The sequence below is a fragment of the Pseudomonas sp. PvP028 genome (assembly GCF_017832255.1).
In the GTDB taxonomy this organism is placed as follows: domain Bacteria; phylum Pseudomonadota; class Gammaproteobacteria; order Pseudomonadales; family Pseudomonadaceae; genus Aquipseudomonas; species Aquipseudomonas syringae.
Genome location: NZ_JAFIBL010000001.1, coordinates 5676324 through 5695064 on the forward strand (window position 1 = coordinate 5676324; position 18741 = coordinate 5695064).

The 18741-nt window shown below is 53.7% G+C and carries 17 protein-coding genes and 1 pseudogene; 16 read left to right on the forward strand and 2 right to left on the reverse strand.

What is annotated here, in order from left to right; genetic code table 11:
- Positions 1–110: 110 nt before the first annotated feature.
- The 3 genes and pseudogenes from JOE34_RS24210 to JOE34_RS24220 all read left to right on the forward strand — a co-directional run.
- Positions 111–998, forward strand: a complete 888-nt coding sequence (locus JOE34_RS24210) for a GntR family transcriptional regulator (protein ID WP_003368156.1) — start codon at positions 111–113, stop codon at positions 996–998.
- A gap of 993 nt (positions 999–1991) precedes the next feature.
- Complete coding sequence (locus JOE34_RS24215) at positions 1992–2237, forward strand: hypothetical protein (protein WP_055007287.1); 246 nt, start codon at positions 1992–1994, stop codon at positions 2235–2237.
- 377 nt (positions 2238–2614) lie between these two features.
- Positions 2615–2767 (forward strand): annotated as a pseudogene (locus JOE34_RS24220) (IS5/IS1182 family transposase); the annotation flags it as partial.
- Between the two features lie 550 nt (positions 2768–3317).
- On the opposite strand, the gene JOE34_RS24225 reads toward JOE34_RS24220, so the two are convergent.
- Together JOE34_RS24225 and JOE34_RS24230 are read right to left on the reverse strand one after the other, a co-directional pair.
- Positions 3318–4280: a tyrosine-type recombinase/integrase gene (locus JOE34_RS24225; protein ID WP_053932410.1), complete on the reverse strand. Its 963-nt coding sequence runs from the start codon at positions 4278–4280 to the stop codon at positions 3318–3320.
- A gap of 239 nt (positions 4281–4519) precedes the next feature.
- Positions 4520–5305 carry a hypothetical protein gene (locus JOE34_RS24230; RefSeq protein ID WP_003317526.1) on the reverse strand — a complete coding sequence of 262 codons (786 nt, stop codon included), beginning with the start codon at positions 5303–5305 and terminating at the stop codon, positions 4520–4522.
- A 788-nt stretch (positions 5306–6093) separates the two neighbouring features.
- Between JOE34_RS24230 and JOE34_RS24235 the strand changes: the two genes are divergently transcribed.
- The 13 genes from JOE34_RS24235 (at position 6094) to JOE34_RS24295 (ending at position 18722) form a co-directional block, all read left to right on the forward strand.
- Positions 6094–8115 carry a DNA topoisomerase III gene (locus JOE34_RS24235; protein ID WP_020342662.1) on the forward strand — a complete coding sequence of 674 codons (2022 nt, stop codon included), beginning with the start codon at positions 6094–6096 and terminating at the stop codon, positions 8113–8115.
- Positions 8116–8934: 819 nt separating this feature from the next.
- Positions 8935–9201 carry a hypothetical protein gene (locus JOE34_RS24240; RefSeq protein ID WP_017699420.1) on the forward strand — a complete coding sequence of 89 codons (267 nt, stop codon included), beginning with the start codon at positions 8935–8937 and terminating at the stop codon, positions 9199–9201.
- 348 nt (positions 9202–9549) lie between these two features.
- Entirely contained in the window at positions 9550–10098 is a 549-nt protein-coding gene (locus tag JOE34_RS24245; RefSeq protein WP_003425071.1) for a hypothetical protein, read from the forward strand.
- A 184-nt stretch (positions 10099–10282) separates the two neighbouring features.
- Complete coding sequence (locus tag JOE34_RS24250) at positions 10283–10648, forward strand: hypothetical protein (protein WP_074294742.1); 366 nt, start codon at positions 10283–10285, stop codon at positions 10646–10648.
- Between the two features lie 304 nt (positions 10649–10952).
- The gene (locus tag JOE34_RS24255; protein ID WP_003425076.1) at positions 10953–11183 is read left to right on the forward strand and encodes a hypothetical protein; all 231 of its coding nucleotides are present in this window, start codon (positions 10953–10955) and stop codon (positions 11181–11183) included.
- Between the two features lie 96 nt (positions 11184–11279).
- Positions 11280–11852, forward strand: coding sequence for an STY4534 family ICE replication protein (locus tag JOE34_RS24260; RefSeq protein WP_080278512.1), 573 nt, complete (start codon positions 11280–11282; stop codon positions 11850–11852).
- Positions 11853–11922: 70 nt separating this feature from the next.
- The gene (locus JOE34_RS24265) at positions 11923–12078 is read left to right on the forward strand and encodes a hypothetical protein (RefSeq protein ID WP_005895444.1); all 156 of its coding nucleotides are present in this window, start codon (positions 11923–11925) and stop codon (positions 12076–12078) included.
- 476 nt (positions 12079–12554) lie between these two features.
- The gene (locus JOE34_RS24270) at positions 12555–12890 is read left to right on the forward strand and encodes a hypothetical protein (RefSeq protein ID WP_209996769.1); all 336 of its coding nucleotides are present in this window, start codon (positions 12555–12557) and stop codon (positions 12888–12890) included.
- Between the two features lie 95 nt (positions 12891–12985).
- Positions 12986–13597, forward strand: coding sequence for a DUF3275 family protein (locus JOE34_RS24275; protein WP_074908140.1), 612 nt, complete (start codon positions 12986–12988; stop codon positions 13595–13597).
- 88 nt (positions 13598–13685) lie between these two features.
- On the forward strand, positions 13686–14210 hold the full coding sequence (locus tag JOE34_RS24280; protein WP_074908139.1) for a hypothetical protein: 525 nt from the start codon (positions 13686–13688) through the stop codon (positions 14208–14210).
- 66 nt (positions 14211–14276) lie between these two features.
- Positions 14277–14876 carry a hypothetical protein gene (locus JOE34_RS24285; protein ID WP_011267038.1) on the forward strand — a complete coding sequence of 200 codons (600 nt, stop codon included), beginning with the start codon at positions 14277–14279 and terminating at the stop codon, positions 14874–14876.
- Between the two features lie 29 nt (positions 14877–14905).
- A complete protein-coding gene (locus JOE34_RS24290) occupies positions 14906–16357 on the forward strand; it encodes a DUF6094 domain-containing protein (protein WP_209996771.1) in 1452 nt (483 codons plus the stop codon).
- 106 nt (positions 16358–16463) lie between these two features.
- A complete protein-coding gene (locus JOE34_RS24295; protein ID WP_044311784.1) occupies positions 16464–18722 on the forward strand; it encodes a DEAD/DEAH box helicase in 2259 nt (752 codons plus the stop codon).
- The last annotated feature ends 19 nt before the right edge of the window (positions 18723–18741 follow it).

An 18741-nucleotide genomic window follows, 5' to 3' on the forward strand; every position in this document is an offset into this window, starting at 1 on the left:
ACCCTCTGGATGTTGTAATTGAGGCGGAGGCCAGATGGTCTCTGCCGAAGTGTAAAATGACGCGCTAGAATGGGTGCTCTTCGGTTCAGATCTCTGTGGTTTCCGACCTAATGCCTCTAAGCCCGCTGCAAGCACGCATAGCGCGTGACATCGTTTCTCACGTACGTCGTGAGCGCTTCGCTATTGGTCATCACCTGGTCGAGTCCCAATTGGCTACGGCGCTCAATGTGTCGCGCACACCAGTCAAATTCGCCATGGGACATCTGGTCGAAAAGGGCATGCTGACATACGACCGCAACAGGGGTTTTTTTCTGGCGCGAGCCAGCGATGATCTCGGTGATCTTGCCTCTGAGGTCATGGAGAAAACTGACGATCCCTTGTACCTCAAATTCGCGGAGCTTCGCCTCAGCCGACAGCTTCCTGAGCTGTTTACAGAGATCGAATTCATGCGTCAGTTCGACGTCTCCAGGGCAGCGCTGCGAGCTGTATTGTCTCGTATCCAGCAGGAAGGCTGGGTCGAACAGCGCGCTGGTCAGGGGTGGCGTCTGCTGCCTATGATTGATTCTGTTGAGGCTTATGAGGAAAGCTATTCCTTCCGGGCAACCATCGAGCCTTCAGGGATTCTGTCACCGACCTTTCAGATTGATCGTGAGACTTTGGCTGCCTGCCGTCGGCAGCAGGAATTCATTGCCAACGGCGGTTATCTGACCATGACGCCGCAAGAGCTTTTTGAAGCCAACTCGCAGTTCCATGAGACCTTGGCTGCCTCTTCAGGAAACCGTTTCCTGCAGCAGACAGTCCGCCGTCTCGACCAATTACGGCGCCTGGTCGAGTACCGCCAGGCCAGTGCGCGAACACCACGTAAAGGCCAAGCAGAAGAGCACTTAGCGATTCTCGATTGCCTGGAGCGTGGCGACCGTTTGGCTGCTGCTGACCAGATGCGGCGCCACCTTGAACAAGCTCGCCGACACAAAGTCGATCCAGCTTTGTTTGAATAAAATTTCCACTTGAATCGCGCCTAGAGCGTTGACGCGATCAACCTAGTCGCGTGCGCTCACTCCTGGAGTTTAGATGGCGCTCTCCGAGCTTGCGGTCTCCCTCGCATCCTGCGACGCGCTGACTGACCTATATTCTTGTATAAAACATTCCGTCCAAGATCTACGAGCGATCGCTTTCGTGCCCAGTTTGTACCCAGCTCGATCATGCGAGATTGATGGCAACCATCACTATTCCGACCTAGACGGACGCTCAACCCCTAGGCTGTACGCTGAGCTGATGGGAGCTGACAGGGCTCTGAGGCTGGTAGGTTATGAGGTGTATCGCTTTGGTGCTCACAAGCTTCAGCAGTCCAATGCCGAGGAGGTACTCATTGGATTCTATCGCTCACTGTTTGCGCATTACTCGCTAATCACGACGCCTTGATTCTGGGCTTGCCACACCCCAGCCTGGAGAGCGTGTAAACCAGAAAAATGACCAGTAAACCATCTAGGTTAACAGGTCATGTTCTGGGCTTACACGTCAAGTGAGCATCAGCAGCATCACCGGCTTCTTTCCCTCATTGAAGCGAAAGCCGCCGAGAAGGGAATCGCTCGATTTCATTTGCTGACAACAACTGCGTCAACACCGCAACCCTCAATGCTGGAGTTCGGAAGGTGTGTTGGCTGGACGCTTACTACACTCCCAGCATAGCCCTTTAAATACCGGAGTCTTGATATGCCTTCGGCATGGCGCCCGAACAGAGCCTGTGCGCGGTCCGCGAGGACATTGCCCACCTGCGCGCAGCACCGACCCAAAGCAGTTGTGCCAATCAACATGCTGCCATCCATGTGCTTTGCCGCACGCTGTTTCGCATCAGGGTGATCAGCGCCGCGCAGTTTAACGTGCTTTTATCCGAGGCAGACGCCGAGCCAGCCCGCTGGCAGTCACCGACGCAACCGCGCCGGTAGTGGCTAACATCTCCTAACCGCAATGGACTGAAAGGCCCCCCAATCATGCCAATGACCAATGCCGACGCCGTGGCGCGCGCGTGGGACATGATTAACACAATTGGTTCGCTGTCTGACGGGCTTGCCCAATACAATGCGGCCCAAGCTCGGTTCTACATCGCCTCGCTGTACGACCTGGGGCTACTGGACCAACCCCAGTTCGACGAGCTGATGGCGGCGAACGTCAAAGCGCTGAACGACTGGGAAACCCATCACGCCGGCATGAATGCCGATGGCCTTTTAAATGACTAAAAGCGCAGGCAACAAAACAGTGGCGACACCTGAGCGTGTGGCCGAGCGCGTCGACTCGCTGATCCGTTCGATCCGTGGCGGGCTAGGTGGTGAGATTGCCGAGCACAATGCAGCGGTGACAGTCGGGTACATCAAGCAGGTGCATAACCTGGGCATCATCACTGACGCGCAATTTGATGCCCTGTTGGCTGCAGTGAACGAAGCGGCAGACGCCGGCTGCCCGAAAGTGAACGAAACCAATCCAGTGACGAGAAGCCTGATGGCGCTCATTGGTCCATTTGCCGACGTAGGGCTGACTCAGCACTGCTCAGGAAAAACCTGCATGGGTCCTCGGACTCTTGGCAGGTACTTCACTAAACAGCTCTCACGCTGGGCAGACGATCAAACAATGGATGGGGGCAACGCACTTCCTGACTCGAAAACTGAACGGGGTGAGCGCAGAAATGAGCTTGAATGTGCTCGCCTATAACTTGAAGCGGGTGATGAAAATCATCGGGACTGAAGGCTTGTTGAAGGCGATGGAGGCGTAAAAGCCCGGCTTTTACTGCCCCAGAAAGGCGCCAGAGCGCTTCATACGTGCTCTGAAGCGTTACCGACGCTGATCCTGGTAAATAGTCGGGAATCGCCCCGCCCACCGGCAATGGGCTGTAGCACGCACTATAAGAAAGAGTTTTTACACACTCTGGGCCGAAAGCTGCCGTTAATAAGCCGATCAACAGGCGTCGCTTTATTGGTTGGTGCGCATGGCTTACAACTCAAACAGGGGTATGGTTTTGGGCGTATCAAACCGGCCCGCACAGCGCTACCTTCAGCATCTAACAAACGTATGTTGAGAAGTCGAAACAGTGGAGACTGAACGAGGTATTGAAGAATGGAACGGTCGATGGTCGATCGTTGCCGGACGTGCTGTATGCACTGGCTGCATGGAAAGCCAAGCACTGGAAGACTGCGAAGCCCCATTCCTACACGCCGAAACCTGTCCAGCCAACGACTTTGAAGACCATCATCCCTGGGTAGCGTTGCACGACATTCTTGACGATGCCCGGGGGTGAGCTGCCGCACAGCCCCGAACTCCTTCTACTAATACTTCACCTTGTAGGTCGGTGAATCCTCCGGCCGGTTCTCCCGGCGATCATAGATCTTGGTTGTGCTGATATTGGCATGACCCAACCAGGCCTGGACTTTGGCGATATCGGCCTCATGCTCCAGGGCATTGGTGGCCGCAGTAGCTCTGAGTCCATGCACCCCCAGGCCGTCCACCTGGATCCCGGCTTTCTTCGCGTAAGCCGCCACCACCATATAGATGCCGTTGGCTGTGATGCCGGCACCGGTTAGCTTGCCGCGCAACGGTATGAACAGCGGTACCTTCCTGTCCGCCCAATGATGCCCTGAGCCTTCCAGATACTGATGGATGCGCCCGGCCGCCACCGGGTGCAGCGGTAGATACCGCACCTTGCCGCCCTTGCCGTGTACCTTCAGATGCTGAATCCCGCGGCGATCCTGGATGTCGCTCACCTGCAGCAGCGCCGCTTCTTCGCGGCGCAGCCCGTGATAAAGCAGAACAGCCAATAGCGCCCGATCACGCAGCCCTTTAAGGGTTGTTTCATCGGGGGCCTCGAGCAGCGCTTTGGCCTGGTGATCGCCCAGTGCCGGGGTTTTGCCTTCGTTGCTTTCAATCCTCGGGCGTTTGACCCCATGCACGGGATTGCCGCCGGCGATTGCATTGCTCTCCAGGAGGTGATCAAAGAGGCTGGCCAGTGCTGCCAACTTGCGCCGGATCGTGGCGCCCGCCAAACCGCGATGCTCGAGCTGGGCGCGCCAGGCCAAAACATGTGATCGGGTCACCACGCGAAACTCATCGGCCGAAGCCAATCCGACAAAACCACAGAAGTCTTCCAGGTCATTTTGGTAGGCACGGCGTGTTCGAGGATTGTCCAAGTTGGCAAACCACTCGACCGCGGCCGGAACTTGGGCCAACGTCTGAAATTCGACCGATGTGAGCCGACGCTGATCATTCTGCTGGGATTTCGTCAGTTCCTGCATAAGTTTCTCATCGTTGGATCGTTTTGAATCATTTGCTGTGCATTCGGTCACGAAAGCAACGCCAAACACAGCCTGTGTGGCCGAAACCGATAAACGGTAATAATTGGTGATAACCTATTTTATCACCCCTTTCTGCGAAATCGCCCCGTGTGCGTTTTTCGCGATAAATTGGCTGCTTCCGGAGCAGGGGATCGATCCCAAAATTTATGCTTCGTCTGTCCTCGCAGGATCTCACGCTGTCAGTCTTCCTCCTCGACTTTAGAAAGTCTGACTTCAACCCTGAAGCGACTGGAACAGTTGCTGCAGCGGATGGGCTGCCACATTTGGGCTGGAGGGACTGGAATCACTGCCTGACAATCAGCGCATTCAAAGATGATCGTCTCTACTTTGACAAGCAGCTGAGTCCCATCGCTCTCCGTCCATTTGCTCCAAAGCAGATTACATCTTCTGTTACTGCATAGAACTAAATCCTCGTTATCGAATTCACGTTGACCAACATAAAGAACATTTCCACACTGACACGTACCGAACACCACAGCTTTAAATGCAAATACGGCTGTTGCCTTGGCAACTTCCTCCAGGCAATTTATTATTTTCGCAAAGTCTTCCTCTGCAATCTTTTTGACCTTCTGCGCAGCCTCTTGATTTACGGGGGTGTGAAGATAGGATCCGAGCTTGTTGTAATACTTCCGGAACTCTTTCCACGGAATTGCCTTGGTAGAACCTATGTCTTTGAAATCTGAGTCAGCCGGCAACTCATCGCCGTTTCTCAGAGCAAATGCCAGCTCACCACCGTTTTCATTGATAGGATCGAATGATATCAGCGCCTTCAGCATCTGATCAGGCTTCCACATACTGAGCACTTTGCCAGGCAAGACATCCCCGTACTGACGCATCTGTCTGTACACGACATTTTCCAACGCAAAACGCAACTCCAGAGCAGCATACCTCTTGGAGTGCTCGTCAGAGGCCTTCAATAGTTCCTTGGCACGCCCCAAATATGGTAGGACCCTGTAAATATCCATAGCTTAACGATCCTGAACTATTTGATCAAAACACCAGTTCCCCATACATATCCAAGCATGCACTCTCAACACTACCTATATGTTTGAGGCCTGATAAACAACCTTATCATTCGGCAAACCTATAACGCTGACCACCTTAACAAATCTCTGAACTCTGGGAATGCAAAGCTCTCGTCCTCCGTTGCTGTAGTAAGATTTGACGTCAGGATTCCCTAATGCAACAAGGTGAGTTTCTAGACTGTTTTGAAACTCGCGACTTAAATCGTAACCGCTTACACCTGGAAAACACTCTGCAAGGAATGGCGCCCATTTTTCGCCGCCAATATGTCTAGGTTGAGAGACCGCCAAGTGAGGATGAGTCAGCACCAATTCAAGCCTCATTCTCTGCGCATTCGCTGGCCGGCTCCAATGCCAGGCATATTCCCCTGCATAGCGACGGTCGACCGAGAACCATTTATTTCCCCTTATCACATTCGCGCGCACGTTCAACCCCCGATCGCCTAAACAGCAACCATGGTAGAAACGACTCGGGACTGGCACGATGGGCCATGTGGATAGTTCAGCGAGCAGCCGGTTTGAGATAGTCATAGTAAGCCTCGAATGTGATTCGTACCCGTTTACCAAGCCCACGCATTTTTTACAACCGCCCTGAGCACATCAGGTAACTCGGTCTGGAATTAACCCCAACCTTCCAACCCCACGGGATCAATGAAGGGTTTTCTAAGGCGCATAACTTCTCAAGCAGGCAATGTTTCTCCTTTGAGTAAAACGACCTCATCGGAGTCCTTATGCGTTTGTATCTGTGCGAGAAGCCCAGCCAGGGTAAAGACATCGCCGCCGTACTCGGGGCCAAGACACGAGGTGACGGCTGCATCAAGGGCAATGGTGTGGCCGTGACCTGGGGAATTGGGCACTTGCTGGAAACGGCTCCACCGGATGCCTATGGCGATCACCTGAAAAACTGGAGCCTGGATACACTTCCAATCCTGCCTGTTGAATGGAAAGTGCTCGTAAAGCCGAAAACCTCCAGTCAGTTCAAGATCGTCAAGCAGCTTCTCAAGCAGGCTACCGAGCTAGTCATTGCGACAGACGCTGACCGCGAGGGGGAGATGATCGCGCGCGAACTGATCGAGTATTGTGGGTACCGAGGACCGATTCAGAGGCTATGGCTGTCTGCGCTCAATGAAGCATCCATCCGCCAAGCGCTCAACACCGTCAAGCAAGGCTCAGAAACCTACCCGTTGTACCTCTCGGCGCTCGCTCGCTCCAGAGCGGACTGGCTCATCGGTATGAATTTTTCGCGGCTATTCACCCTGCTCGGCCGACAGGCCGGGTACACCGGTGTGCTCTCCGTGGGCCGTGTCCAAACACCGACCCTTCGCCTGGTGGTCGACCGCGACCGGGATATCTCGAACTTCATACCCAAACCGTTCTGGAGCGTCGAGGTTCAGCTCTGGACGGCAGGACAATCGTTCTTGGCGAAATGGGTCGCCGATGAGTACGTGGTAGATGAGGAAGGCCGTTGCCTTGATCAAGCTGCTGCAGCTGCTGCACTGACCGCGCTGAAAAGTAGTCAGGCTGCCTCAACAGTTTCTGTTGATACAAAGCGTGGCAAGGATCCAGCTCCGCTCCCGTTCGATCTGAGCACCCTGCAGGAGGTGTGCTCTGCAAAGTTTGGGATGGGTGTGCAAGAGACGCTGGACGTAGCACAGTCACTTTACGAAACTCACAAGGCGACGACCTACCCAAGGACCGATTGCGGGTACCTGCCGGAGAGCATGTTTGACGAAGTGCCGATGGTCCTCGATGCTCTGAATCGAACTGATCCATCCATCGGCAAGACGCTGCAACTGATCGACCCGGAGCAACGTTCCCGGGCATGGAATGACAAAAAAATCACTGGTCCCCACCACGGGATAATCCCCACGCTTGAACCTGCAAACCTTTCAGCAATGTCTGAGAAGGAACGCAAGGTCTATGAATTGATCCGCGCCCACTTCCTTGCGCAGTTCCTGCCTACCCATGAGTACGACCGGACCGTGGCCACCTTCGAATGCAATGCCGTTCTACTGCAAGCAGTGGGCAAGCGAATCGTGGTCCCAGGCTGGAAGGTTCTTTTTTCTGCATCGTCCGAAGAAGAGGCTGATGACAGTGGCGGCCGCTCTCAGATCCTGCCAGTGCTGCAAATTGGCACTCGGTGTGACGTTCAGGACCTGCATCTCAAATCGCTGAAAACTGAGCCGCCCAAGGCTTACACCGAAGGTACATTGATCAAAGCGATGAAAACCATTGCCAAGCTGGTGAAGGATCCACGACTGGCTCAAAAGCTCAAGGAAACCACCGGTATTGGTACTGAAGCAACTCGCGCAGGCACGATTCAGGGCTTGATAGACCGAGGGTCACTCATCAAGAAAGGTAGCGCGCTGCGAGCAACTGAAGCAGCATTCTCGCTAATTGATGCGGTCCCTCCTGCTGTGGCCGATCCCGGCACAACTGCGATATGGGAGCAAGCGCTTACGATGATCGAGCAAGGCACCTTGACGCTCGATGATTTTATCGCCAGACAATCGAGCTGGATCACCAGGCTCGTCGAACAATACAAAGGCACCACCTTGTCGATCAAAGTGCCCGAAGGTCCCAAGTGCCCTTTGTGCAGTGCGAAAACCTCGCAGCGTAAAGGATCCTCAGGCGTTTTCTGGGCGTGTTCCCGCTACCCCGAATGCAAAGGTACGGTGAACATTGGTACAGGGAAGAAAAAATCACCTGGCAAGTCAGCCAAGCCCCGAGCCGCTACTGTCAAGAGCAGCTGAGAGGCTGGTGATAGCGGGGTTACAAATGATGTGCCACAATGGGGCTACTACCAGTTCCACCCCGCTGGTCACTGACGGTCATCAGTGACACCCTGGAGAAGTCGGCCTTGCCTTCATTCTCCTCCCCCAAAGTACGCAAAGCATCGGGAGGGGCGTACAGATCTTGTTGTGAATTCTCCCTGTGTCTCCCTGTTCAGTAGCAGACACGCAGCCGTCTAACTCGTGAAAGCGGGTTCATAGGCACACAGAGTTCACAGAAGGTTCGATGCATAGTCGTCTCAGGGCCGCACTGGTGTTGCGGTCCACTTTTTTTTAAAAACGCTTCCGACTCTCTCGGCAGGTAACCTGGTCATCTCGCAACGCTGGATGACCAGGTTACCTTCCGAGGTAGCCACTTTTCGCTGCCGGCGCCCACCGGTGAAAAAACGGGTTCCCTTTGTGCGCGAATGCGTGCCTTTTGATAACTGGCCCAAGCCACGACAACGGGCCGGGTGATGTCGATGTAGCAATGCGTGCGATCAATGCCCAGGGATCCTCGCTGAGCTAGCGCTCACAGGTGGCAAACTTTACAAGTTGTTGCAAAGTACACATCGGCTGAGAGCTAGCGTCTTCAATGAGATAGCTCTCAGCACGATTCTCATTGAGTCAGCGTTAGAACAACATTGTTTCTCCAGCCAGATAAAGCGTCTGTTCGCGTGAAATTCCTCCAACAGGTTGTTCTTTCGCGTGAACAAAACAAGCTCTAATTACGCCTCGCTTTTGCGGGGCTGAGTCAGTAAGGAACGCTGTATTTTGCGTTCATCAATATTAGGAATTAACATGAGTGTGCTGAAGGGAGTGCTTGACTGGATGATCACTAAACTTGCGTCTAAGCAATCTCCAGTAAGACCAGAAACAGTTGAGAACCAAGCGGCTCAGGCAGCCTTAGAACTCGCTGCGATTCTGAGAGTAGGGGGAGCCTTGGAGCATGATGAGATCCCGATGATCACACGTCGACTGCAGTCCGTGATTGATGCGACAAATGCCGTGGTTGCTGCCTGCGAACCAAGTCAAGCAGAAGGAAGATACTGTCGTAGAGAGCTCTGACACAAGCATCTCACGCTGGTCGTGGCCAAACCCGACAGCTCGTGCTTGACAAGCCTTCAAAGAATTCACATTCTCAAGACATGTACCGCTGACGTTGTCAGCAACATGCCCGGGTAGTCAGGATCTCACGACTACGATGCGTCCCACGCATTGATCCCGCCCAAAGTTCGCAAAGCTTCCGGAGGCGCGAACGATCGGTATTGGTTACCGATGGATGCATATTTCACATCGCCCGCAACGCTGCACTCGGCTTGGCTGAGTCATGTCATACAACTCACCTGCCCTCGGGGAATACTTTCCCTTAGGGACAAGTTTCTCCGTTTTCTACTATTTGAACGGAGACTGACCATGTCGAATCACACGGCTATGCACTCAGCATCTCAGAATGTTGAAATCACGAAACGCGTTGATATGCTTTATGGCGAGGCATGCCGTCAATTTCCGACATACGAAACGATGGTCTTTGAGCATTTCTGCTCTCAGATGATTGAGACTTTCGGCGATGACGAACTGGCGCTTGAAGCAGCAGATGCGTTTACCTATGCACGCTTGGACTATGATTATCTTTCCCCGTCAGAAATCAAGGCGGCAAGGGAAATTAATCGAAGCCATGGAATCTGCAGTCACGGTCTTACTGAAGACACCTGCCCATGCGGTTGTTTTGAGTTCACTGGGCCAGAGGTTTATGAGCACTATGGACCTGAAGATTGTGACCTTACTGATGCTGAAGTCTTTGAAATAAGTGATCCAGCCCTCGCGATGAGTGATGAGGAATGGGAGCTTATGAATGAACAATGGCGTCAACAAGAAATGTTATACGCAAGCAAACCTATCCGTAACCTCCTCAAAGCTTTGTGGATTAAGGCGTTGGAGTTATCAACTATTCGTCGAAGGTAGTCTGGATCTCACGACTACGATGCGTTCTACGCATTGATCCAACCTAAAGTTCGCAAAGCTTCCGGAGGCGCGAACGATCGGTGTTTCAAACGCCGATGGATGCACATTAAACGCGTCACTCACCCAGCGGGGAATCACTCCCCTCTCGGGCGGTGTTCTCCGCAATTTTCCCTGGAGAAACATCATGAGTACAGCAAGCTTTCGTTTTGGCGTTATGGTTGGTACAGCATTGCGTGAATGCATCCGTGCAGTCACTCATAAGCCTAATCCTGAACCAGTGCAAGTCGCACCACAGCAAGTCAGGACAATGCCTGAACCTGTGATGTCCAACGAACAGTGGGAACAATACCGCCTGCCGGCATTGGCTCGATGCAAACACGTCGATCTTGCTGGCTGGTATGATCACCACATGCAAGAAATTCAAGCCAAACCCGTAAAGAAACCCCGGAAATCTCGCGCATCGAAGGCGCTTGAAACATCCCAAAAGCAGGATGCTGAACCACCAGTCAAGGCCCCTGTCATGGGTCCTTTGGACCAGCTCATTGCCTAATACTCCCCACCCTTGGCAAGCCCCTCATGTATTGAGGGGCTTTTTTCATTTGGAGGGTTGACAAACGAATCGCCCTTAAAGGATTCTAAAGCCATGTACCGCTGACGTTGTCAGCAACATGCCCGAGGTAGTCTGGATTTCATGACTACGATGCGTTTTTCGCATTAATCCAACCCCCAGTTCGCAAAGCATTCGGAAGCGCGAACGGTTGATCAGTTTATCTGGTTGATGGATGCACAATGATTCTCTCACCCCATCGGGACCTTTCCCGTAGGGTTGGTCTCGTGCCCAGCAGGAGACCTTCATGAAAAGCAGTATTGCGCTGTACCAAGCATTGATTTCAATCGATGTTCCGGAAGACCGCGCCGCTGCAGTCGTCGATGCTCTGGAGTCGGATATGCAAACGCAACTCGCGACAAAAGCCGACATCGACACTCTCGAGTCTAGACTCGAACTGAAACTCACCATTCGTATGGCCGTCATGCTGACTGCTGCTGTAGGCGTTATGCTTACTGCGTTCAGATTCATGCATTGATTGTCGTAAAATTTCGCTTTACCACCCATGCGGGGAATACCTTTCCCCTGGGCGAAGTGTATCTCCGCTTTGAACACTCAAAACTGGAGATACATCATGAGCAATTCTACCAACGAAACCAAATACTTCGACCTGCACACCGTCGGCATTGGCTATCTTAACCGCATTCGTGAAGTGAAGCCTCGTAAGGGCGCTCCTTTCATGGCTGTGACAGTAGCTGCCCTCAAAGGCACATCTGAGAAACCTGAGTACGCCTACATTGACTGCAACGTGGTTGGTGCTGAAGCTGACAAGCTGATTCGCCGTTGCCAGGAAGCTGTTGCTGCCGAGAAGAAGGTTCTTGTCTCTTTCCGGATCGGCGATATCTGGGCTGATGTTTTTACTTACAGCAGTGGTGCTAAGCAGGGCCAAGCAGGTGTCAGCCTCAAAGGCCGTCTCTTGTACCTTGCCTGGATCAAAGTTGAAGGTGAATACGTCTATCAGGCTCCGCAGAAAGAAGAAGCACCTGCCTCTTCTGATAGTTCAGAGTCCGAAGCGACCCCAGTCGTTCAATCCGAGGCGTCTGCCTCCAGCGAACCAACTGATGTGGCTACTCCAGCTGCTACTCCCCCTAAGCCAACACGAGCAAAACCAGCTCGCGCAGGACGAGGAGAGAAACAAGCCGCTTGATAGATTTTTTACAACCTCAAGGCGCCCTGCAGGCGCCTTTTCTTTTCTCCACAAAGTAGGTAACGACTTCATGAAATTCGCTATCGCTACACTCGTGCTTACAGTGCTAAGCATATTTTTTCTGGAATTTGGACAACAGCTCTCCGCTCAACTACTGACACAGATCGGCGCAGGAGGACTGGTCGCCACTTTTCTTGCAATGGCAGGTATGGTGATCACTTCTTGACACTAAATCTTCTACTTTACCCTTAAGGCCCCCACCCTTAAGGGACCGGGGCCCTTATATTGGAGCTCCTATGGACAGTAATACTAATAGACTTACCTTGAGACTTGAGCTCGCTTTGCTGATCTCAAAAGCACACACTCAAGATAGTATCTATCAACAGGTTTTGAACAAGGATACGCCGCCGGATCGCTTTTCCAGTTTGTATTGGGAGGATGTCCTGGACAAGCTCGAAGACTTGGCCCTATTGGACCACGTTGAGAATTTCACACCGGACCACAGATCTTATATTGAAGATGCTGCACTCCTCAGGTCTTACTGGACTCTTCGGGAATGGTGCGGGATAGATATATATCCTGATAGCCCATCCGCTGTAACAGAAAGACTCTAACCAAACGTTCTCAAGAACGAAAACTAACCTGACCGGGTAATTCACCACCCGGTCGGGCCAGGTGATTACCCGCACCTGGAGAACTACTATGTCCACCGCCATAAACCACTTGCCATCCACTTTGCTGAAATTGCCAGTTGTGCTGACGCCTTCCGCATGGAATGAATCAGTTCACCTGGAAGCCCCATCACATATTGCAGAAGTCGGCACTCGCCTAGGCGACGTCGTACTCGAAGCGTATCGCGAACTCCACCTGCAACCCGATGAAACCCAGATAGAATTCGGTATCTATCGTTTCCCACCTAACGGTGACCGCTCAGGGCGTGAATGGCTGGAGCTAAAACTCCATCGCATTGATGCAGTACACGGTAATTCGTACCTGTGTATTTCGCTGAGGGATGAAAAGCCGCTCTATCTTTGCTGACCCAGTTAGCAACCTGCAACCACGAACAAGCCCGAATATTCGGGCTTTTTTTCGGGCTCCCATATTAGTGGCCTGCCCGATAATCCGGAGTAGTCATGATCAACCTGCCCGGCTATTTGGCCATACGCACCATCAGCGGTCGCAACGGCGCTTTCAACGTTGGGCGACTTTCGACGTCCATCGGTGAGTTCGTTATCAAGGACGCGCTGCTGGACCAGTACCACGAGGGCAAATATCGAGGTGATTTTGTTATCACCGAAATTCGTCCCTCCTACTACACAAACGGCGGCAGATTGGTGGTCGAAGTCCGCGCCAGGCTGGACAGCATGTCTTTGGACGATGTGGCCAACCTGAGCGCAGACGAGGCTGAGAGGCTGTCCAACAACGAAACTGACCCACTCGACGAAGAAGCCTCGGGAGGCTCGTCGTCAACCAAACCTCGCCCGACTATTCAAACAACTCCGAAAAGATCAGTTTCTGCTGGCAGTGACGCACCGTTCGGGATGTCGAGATCCGAGCCTGAGAAACAGGTCACCGCACATGAGGCTGATGCAGAGCTGTTCGGCACGATCTGGCCGATTGGACGTTCAGTCAAGCTGGACACAACTGTAGACCGTAAGCGTCTGCGGCAACAATGTGTTCGCCTTGGCGAGCTCGGGTATGAGCTTGACTTCAAGCTGCAGATTTGGAATCTCAGCACTTATTGACCTTGCTCAGAACTGAGCGTTTTCTACTTTTACATCCCCTGAGGGCTCCCTCATGGGTGCTCCTCATTACTAACTGAAGGAGCATCACATGCATCCGCTTTTCATAAATATCAAGAAAGCGATCCTGGATATCATTGAGGATCAACTCACCAACAACGAAGAAGCACCTGACTCAGAAATCCGGAACATTCTGGTCGACGAACTTGACTTGACCGTAGAACAGGCAGACGCGGCCATAGCAATGCGACCGCGATTCCGATGCGAGATATTCATTGCTGGGCAAAGCCCGTTGTATCAAACAAACACCGTAACCTTCGATCCGCTTGAGAAAAAACTCGTGGCTGCTGAGCCTTTGAGTTTCGATCAGATCTTAGAGATATACACGATGCTGCTGAAGAGTCGACCGGGTTACCGACTCAAACTGGGGGCTCACTGGGCAGCCGGTTTGAATTCAGAGGGTGAGCTGTATTGCACCCATCTAAACCCATGCGACAAAAACGTCATGTTTGAAGTTTACGACTTCGACCGCGATGCGTTCGTTGATGGTCGCTGGCAGTACGAGACAGAAGAACAAACTCGGGCGGCAATCGATAAACCCGAATTTATCCGCTAAACACATTGAATCCCGAGGGGCATCACCGCCCCTCAGGGCGGTTCCCCTCCTGTTTTGGAGGACCTAATGCCAAACCGCACTCAACTCTTTCACATCGAAGAATGCCCGGATCTGTACGTCGACGCGTGCGTCTGTGACGAGCAGCGAAACTTGATATTTCTATCAGCCTGGGGCCGCGACACGGCCATGCAGGAGTTTCTGGCCAGACTCACACTCGGTACCACCGAGAACGGCCTGGACCAGTTCCACATCGTCATGAATGACCAACGCATCCCGGTGTTCCCTGATACGGATCTGTTGGAAAAACGCACCACTCGCCAGCTTCGCGGAACGCTCTTCGGCAGCCTGCTGCACTTATGGCTGTTCGATCAGCGTTGCTCGCAGCCGGATAGAGCAAACCATTCTGCTTACGCGCTCATCAATCAAGCCCAAGACCCGTTCGATAGGTTGTGGCCGCTGATCGTAGACACTTGCCCTCTTCCGTTCCTTCCACATTGGCGTGAGCCGGTGATGGAGGTCCTTACTGCGCACAACATGTTGCACCCGCTACCGGGAGCTATTGGCTCGGTGACAGCCTGGCGTTTGTCGCTGCAGCTGGACGTGCTCGAAAAAGCTCTCGGCGAACTCATTCGCGCAGGGAAACTCACTACTGAAGTTACGGCGTAGTTCACGCCCACCAGTCCAAGGAGCCAACCATGGCTTTGATGTTCTCACGGCTTGCCCGTAATTTTGCACGCAACGGCTATTACCCGACTGACGAACTGACTCTGGAGCGCACTCTGCAGGCATTGTTGCCGGCGACCTCCGGACGGATGCGGATTCTTGATCCGTGCTCGGGAGAAGGAGTGGCTTTAGCTGAGGTCGCACACCGGCTGGAGCGAGACCGAACAGAGACGTATGCGGTTGAGTACGACAAAGAGCGCGCTGATCACTCGAAAAGGTTGCTGGACCGAGTGCTGCAGGGTGACTTGATGGACACCATGATCTCTCGACAGTCCTTCGGACTGCTCTGGCTCAACCCTCCTTACGGGGATCTGGTCGCTGATCACTCTGGCGCTTCACAGTACCAGGGTAGCGGCCGCAAAAGGCTGGAGAAGGCATTTTACCAACGGTCACTGCCGTTGCTTCAGTACGGAGGGGTGATGGTATTCATCGTTCCTCACTACGTGCTGGACGACGAGCTGTGTGGCTGGCTCACCAATCACTTTACCGGGCTGCGGATCTGCGCCGCGGTAGACCGGACGTTCAAACAGGTCGTGATTTTCGGAATCAGGGTACGGCGTCAGGATCTGGCAAGATCCCGGGAACTGGCGGCGATGCGTGAGTATCTGCGGGCAATCGGATCCGGGGAAAAAGCTGCTGATCTGCTACCGGCCACTTGGCCATGGGAGCAATACGCTGTCCTACCGATCGCTAATGACCTGGAACACTTCTACCGAATCACTCTTGAACCCGAGCAATTCAGTGAAGAGGTTCTTCGTCTGAGAGGCCTATGGCCTGATTTCACGCTGCACTTTGGCCAGACTGGCGCTCAACCGCGGGCCCCGGTGAAGGCACTTTCACGGTGGCACTTGGCACTGGCACTCGCTGCTGGAGCCATAACTGGTGTAGTGACCTCTCGTTCCGGGCGTGTCTTGGTGCTCAAGGGCGACACTTACAAGGATAAGGTTCCCAAGACCGAATTCACTGAGGACGAGGACGGCAACGTGTTTGAGACACGGATCTTGACTGATCGTTTTGTGCCCAGGATTCGGGCATGGGATATGACGCCAGGCTCATCCTATCTAGGGTACGCACTGACCATCAGCTCGGATGCGACAACACCAGCTACACACGAAACCACCTCAAACACTGCTGCACGTAGTCAGAACGCTTCAATTGAACTGGGCCGTGTGATGCTCACGCACAGCGTTCAAAGTCTGCTTCAAAATAGCTCTCTCGACGTGAGGCAGTACCTGCGGCGTCACGCGACGGGCGATTGGGGCGAGATTTCGAACGACGACTGGGACAGCAACCAGCAAGCACTGAGTGCTGATGGCCGATTGTTTTCCGGGTATGACATCGACGCAGAGGATGAGACCAGACTCTGGATCATTACCGAGTCTGATCGCTCAGCAACAACAGTCATGTTGCCATCTGACTACTAAGAAACTTTACCAACACCTTTCAATCATCTAACCGCACATCAGGGTATGAACAATACCCTTGGTGGTGTCGTGCATGCCCTGTTTAACCCAATAGTGGAGAAACATCATGAACGACCTGCCTTTGGCTGCGCCTGCAGGCCACCCTTGTGTGCCAACTTTGAACATCGGGCTCACTGAGTTTATCGAAGAGTTTGGCGACGAACTCCTAGAGTCACTCAACCGCTCCAACCCACCGGTCTACGCAGGAATCGACAATCCGGCTCGACAGTGGGTGCTGGACGGCCTCAAACGACAGCCCTTCCCTGCCCAGGCTCAAGTGGTCCAGGCAATTGCCGCGCTTTTGCTCGATCAGAATGAGCAGGCTGGCATCATCAATGCCGAGATGGGGACAGGCAAAACAATGATGGCCATCGCTCTCGCTGCAGTCATGCATGGAGCTGGTTATCGCAGGACGATGGTCATCGCGCCTCCGCACCTGGTCTACAAGTGGCGGCGCGAGATCCTCGAAACCATCCCAGACGCTCGCGTCTGGGTGCTCAACGGACCGGATACCCTGGTCAAGCTGCTGAAGCTGCGCGATCAACTGGGTGATACCTACGACGGACGTCAGGAGTTCTTTATTCTCGGCCGTGTGCGGATGCGGATGGGGTTCCACTGGCGTCTGGCCTTTTGGCAGCGACGTGCCGGCGGTGGAAGGAGCCTGGCAGCGTGTCCAGATTGTGGGCGTCTGCTCCAGGACCAGGAAGGCAATCTGATCACTGCTGAGGAATTTCAGCGTGAAGAGCGACGTCGACGCTGCGACCACTGTGATGCCGCTTTATGGACGCTGATGCGTCCGGGCAAATCGGATGGCGGCAGCCGCCGTAACACGATCCTAAAGTCGATGTGTCGCATCCCTACAATCGGACCTGTTCGTGCAGAACGGCTTTTATCTGACTTCGGCGAAGACTTTCTCGCCTCGATGCTTCTGGACAATGTCTCTGAGTTCATCAACCTGATGGACGCCAAAGGCAATTTCATCTTCAGCGACCGCCAAGCCAAGCGCATGGAGCGTGCGATGGCCAACATCGAGTTCGGGTTCGGCGAGGGGGGTTACCAACCCACCGAGTTCATCAAGCGCTACCTGCCTGATGGGTGCTTCGACCTACTGGTCGTGGACGAGGGGCATGAGTACAAAAACAGTGGATCGGCACAAGGTCAGGCTATGGGCGTGCTCGCAGCCAAAGCACGAAAGACTGTGCTGCTGACCGGCACTCTCATGGGCGGCTATGCGGACGATCTGTTCTACCTACTGTTCCGGATCCTCACCAGACGTATGATCGAGGACGGCTATCAGCCCAACGTGCGAGGAAGCATGGCGCCGGCGGCGATGTCTTTTATGCGAGATCATGGGGTATTGAAGGATATCTACACCGAGCGTGATGGCAGTTCTCACAAGACTGCCAAAGGCAAGAAACTCTCAGTGCGGACGGTCAAAGCTCCGGGGTTCGGCCCGAAAGGCATTCACCGCTTCGTTCTACCCTTCACTGTGTTCCTGAAACTCAAGGATATCGGCGGCAACGTGCTACCTGGTTACCGGGAGGAGTTCATTGACGTACCGATGTCTCCAGACCAGGAGGCGGCTCACCGTAAGCTTGCCCAGACATTGACCGTCGAGCTTCGGCAGGCGCTGGCCCGAAGAGATACAACGCTGTTAGGGGTGGTGTTGAACGTGCTGTTGGCATGGCCGGACTGCTGCTTTCGACCTGAGGTGGTAAAACATCCTCGATCCAGAGACACGTTGGCTTTCGTGCCGTCGGTCTTCGATGACGACGAGCTCATGCCGAAGGAACAGGCCCTTCTGGACCTATGTCTTGCTGAAAACGCCCGGAACCGCAAGGTTCTGGCCTACTCGGTTTACACGGGTACCAGAGACACCACGAGCCGCATGAAGCGGGTGCTCGAGCAATCGGGGCTGAAGGTGGCAGTGCTGCGTGCATCAGTGGACACCGCCAGGCGCGAGGACTGGATCCTCGACCAGGTTGATCGAGGTGTCGACGTACTGATCACCAACCCGGAGCTCGTAAAAACAGGTCTGGATCTGCTCGACTTTCCGACCATTGCCTTCATGCAGACTGGTTACAACGTCTACACGGTGCAACAGGCGGCAAGGCGCTCATGGAGGATCGGACAGAAGCAGGACGTCCGAGTGATCTTTTTCGGCTACATCGGCAGCTCTCAGATCACCTGCCTGCAGCTGATGGCCAAGAAGATCGCCGTATCGCAGAGCACTTCAGGGGATGTTCCAGAGTCTGGATTGGATTCACTGAACCAGGATGGCGATTCCGTAGAGATGGCACTCGCCAGACAACTCATCAACGCTTGAACATGGCCACCTTCGGGTG

Excerpts from the sequence above, each read along its gene's own strand:
- JOE34_RS24210 (WP_003368156.1), top strand. The coding sequence starts at position 111 with ATGCCTCTAAGCCCGCTGCAAGCACGCATAGCGCGTGACATCGTTTCT.
- JOE34_RS24215 (WP_055007287.1), top strand. The coding sequence starts at position 1,992 with ATGCCAATGACCAATGCCGACGCCGTGGCGCGCGCGTGGGACATGATT.
- JOE34_RS24225 (WP_053932410.1), bottom strand. The coding sequence starts at position 4,280 with ATGCAGGAACTGACGAAATCCCAGCAGAATGATCAGCGTCGGCTCACA.
- JOE34_RS24230 (WP_003317526.1), bottom strand. The coding sequence starts at position 5,305 with ATGGATATTTACAGGGTCCTACCATATTTGGGGCGTGCCAAGGAACTA.
- JOE34_RS24235 (WP_020342662.1), top strand. The coding sequence starts at position 6,094 with ATGCGTTTGTATCTGTGCGAGAAGCCCAGCCAGGGTAAAGACATCGCC.
- JOE34_RS24240 (WP_017699420.1), top strand. The coding sequence starts at position 8,935 with ATGAGTGTGCTGAAGGGAGTGCTTGACTGGATGATCACTAAACTTGCG.
- JOE34_RS24245 (WP_003425071.1), top strand. The coding sequence starts at position 9,550 with ATGTCGAATCACACGGCTATGCACTCAGCATCTCAGAATGTTGAAATC.
- JOE34_RS24250 (WP_074294742.1), top strand. The coding sequence starts at position 10,283 with ATGAGTACAGCAAGCTTTCGTTTTGGCGTTATGGTTGGTACAGCATTG.
- JOE34_RS24255 (WP_003425076.1), top strand. The coding sequence starts at position 10,953 with ATGAAAAGCAGTATTGCGCTGTACCAAGCATTGATTTCAATCGATGTT.
- JOE34_RS24260 (WP_080278512.1), top strand. The coding sequence starts at position 11,280 with ATGAGCAATTCTACCAACGAAACCAAATACTTCGACCTGCACACCGTC.
- JOE34_RS24265 (WP_005895444.1), top strand. The coding sequence starts at position 11,923 with ATGAAATTCGCTATCGCTACACTCGTGCTTACAGTGCTAAGCATATTT.
- JOE34_RS24270 (WP_209996769.1), top strand. The coding sequence starts at position 12,555 with ATGTCCACCGCCATAAACCACTTGCCATCCACTTTGCTGAAATTGCCA.
- JOE34_RS24275 (WP_074908140.1), top strand. The coding sequence starts at position 12,986 with ATGATCAACCTGCCCGGCTATTTGGCCATACGCACCATCAGCGGTCGC.
- JOE34_RS24280 (WP_074908139.1), top strand. The coding sequence starts at position 13,686 with ATGCATCCGCTTTTCATAAATATCAAGAAAGCGATCCTGGATATCATT.
- JOE34_RS24285 (WP_011267038.1), top strand. The coding sequence starts at position 14,277 with ATGCCAAACCGCACTCAACTCTTTCACATCGAAGAATGCCCGGATCTG.
- JOE34_RS24290 (WP_209996771.1), top strand. The coding sequence starts at position 14,906 with ATGGCTTTGATGTTCTCACGGCTTGCCCGTAATTTTGCACGCAACGGC.
- JOE34_RS24295 (WP_044311784.1), top strand. The coding sequence starts at position 16,464 with ATGAACGACCTGCCTTTGGCTGCGCCTGCAGGCCACCCTTGTGTGCCA.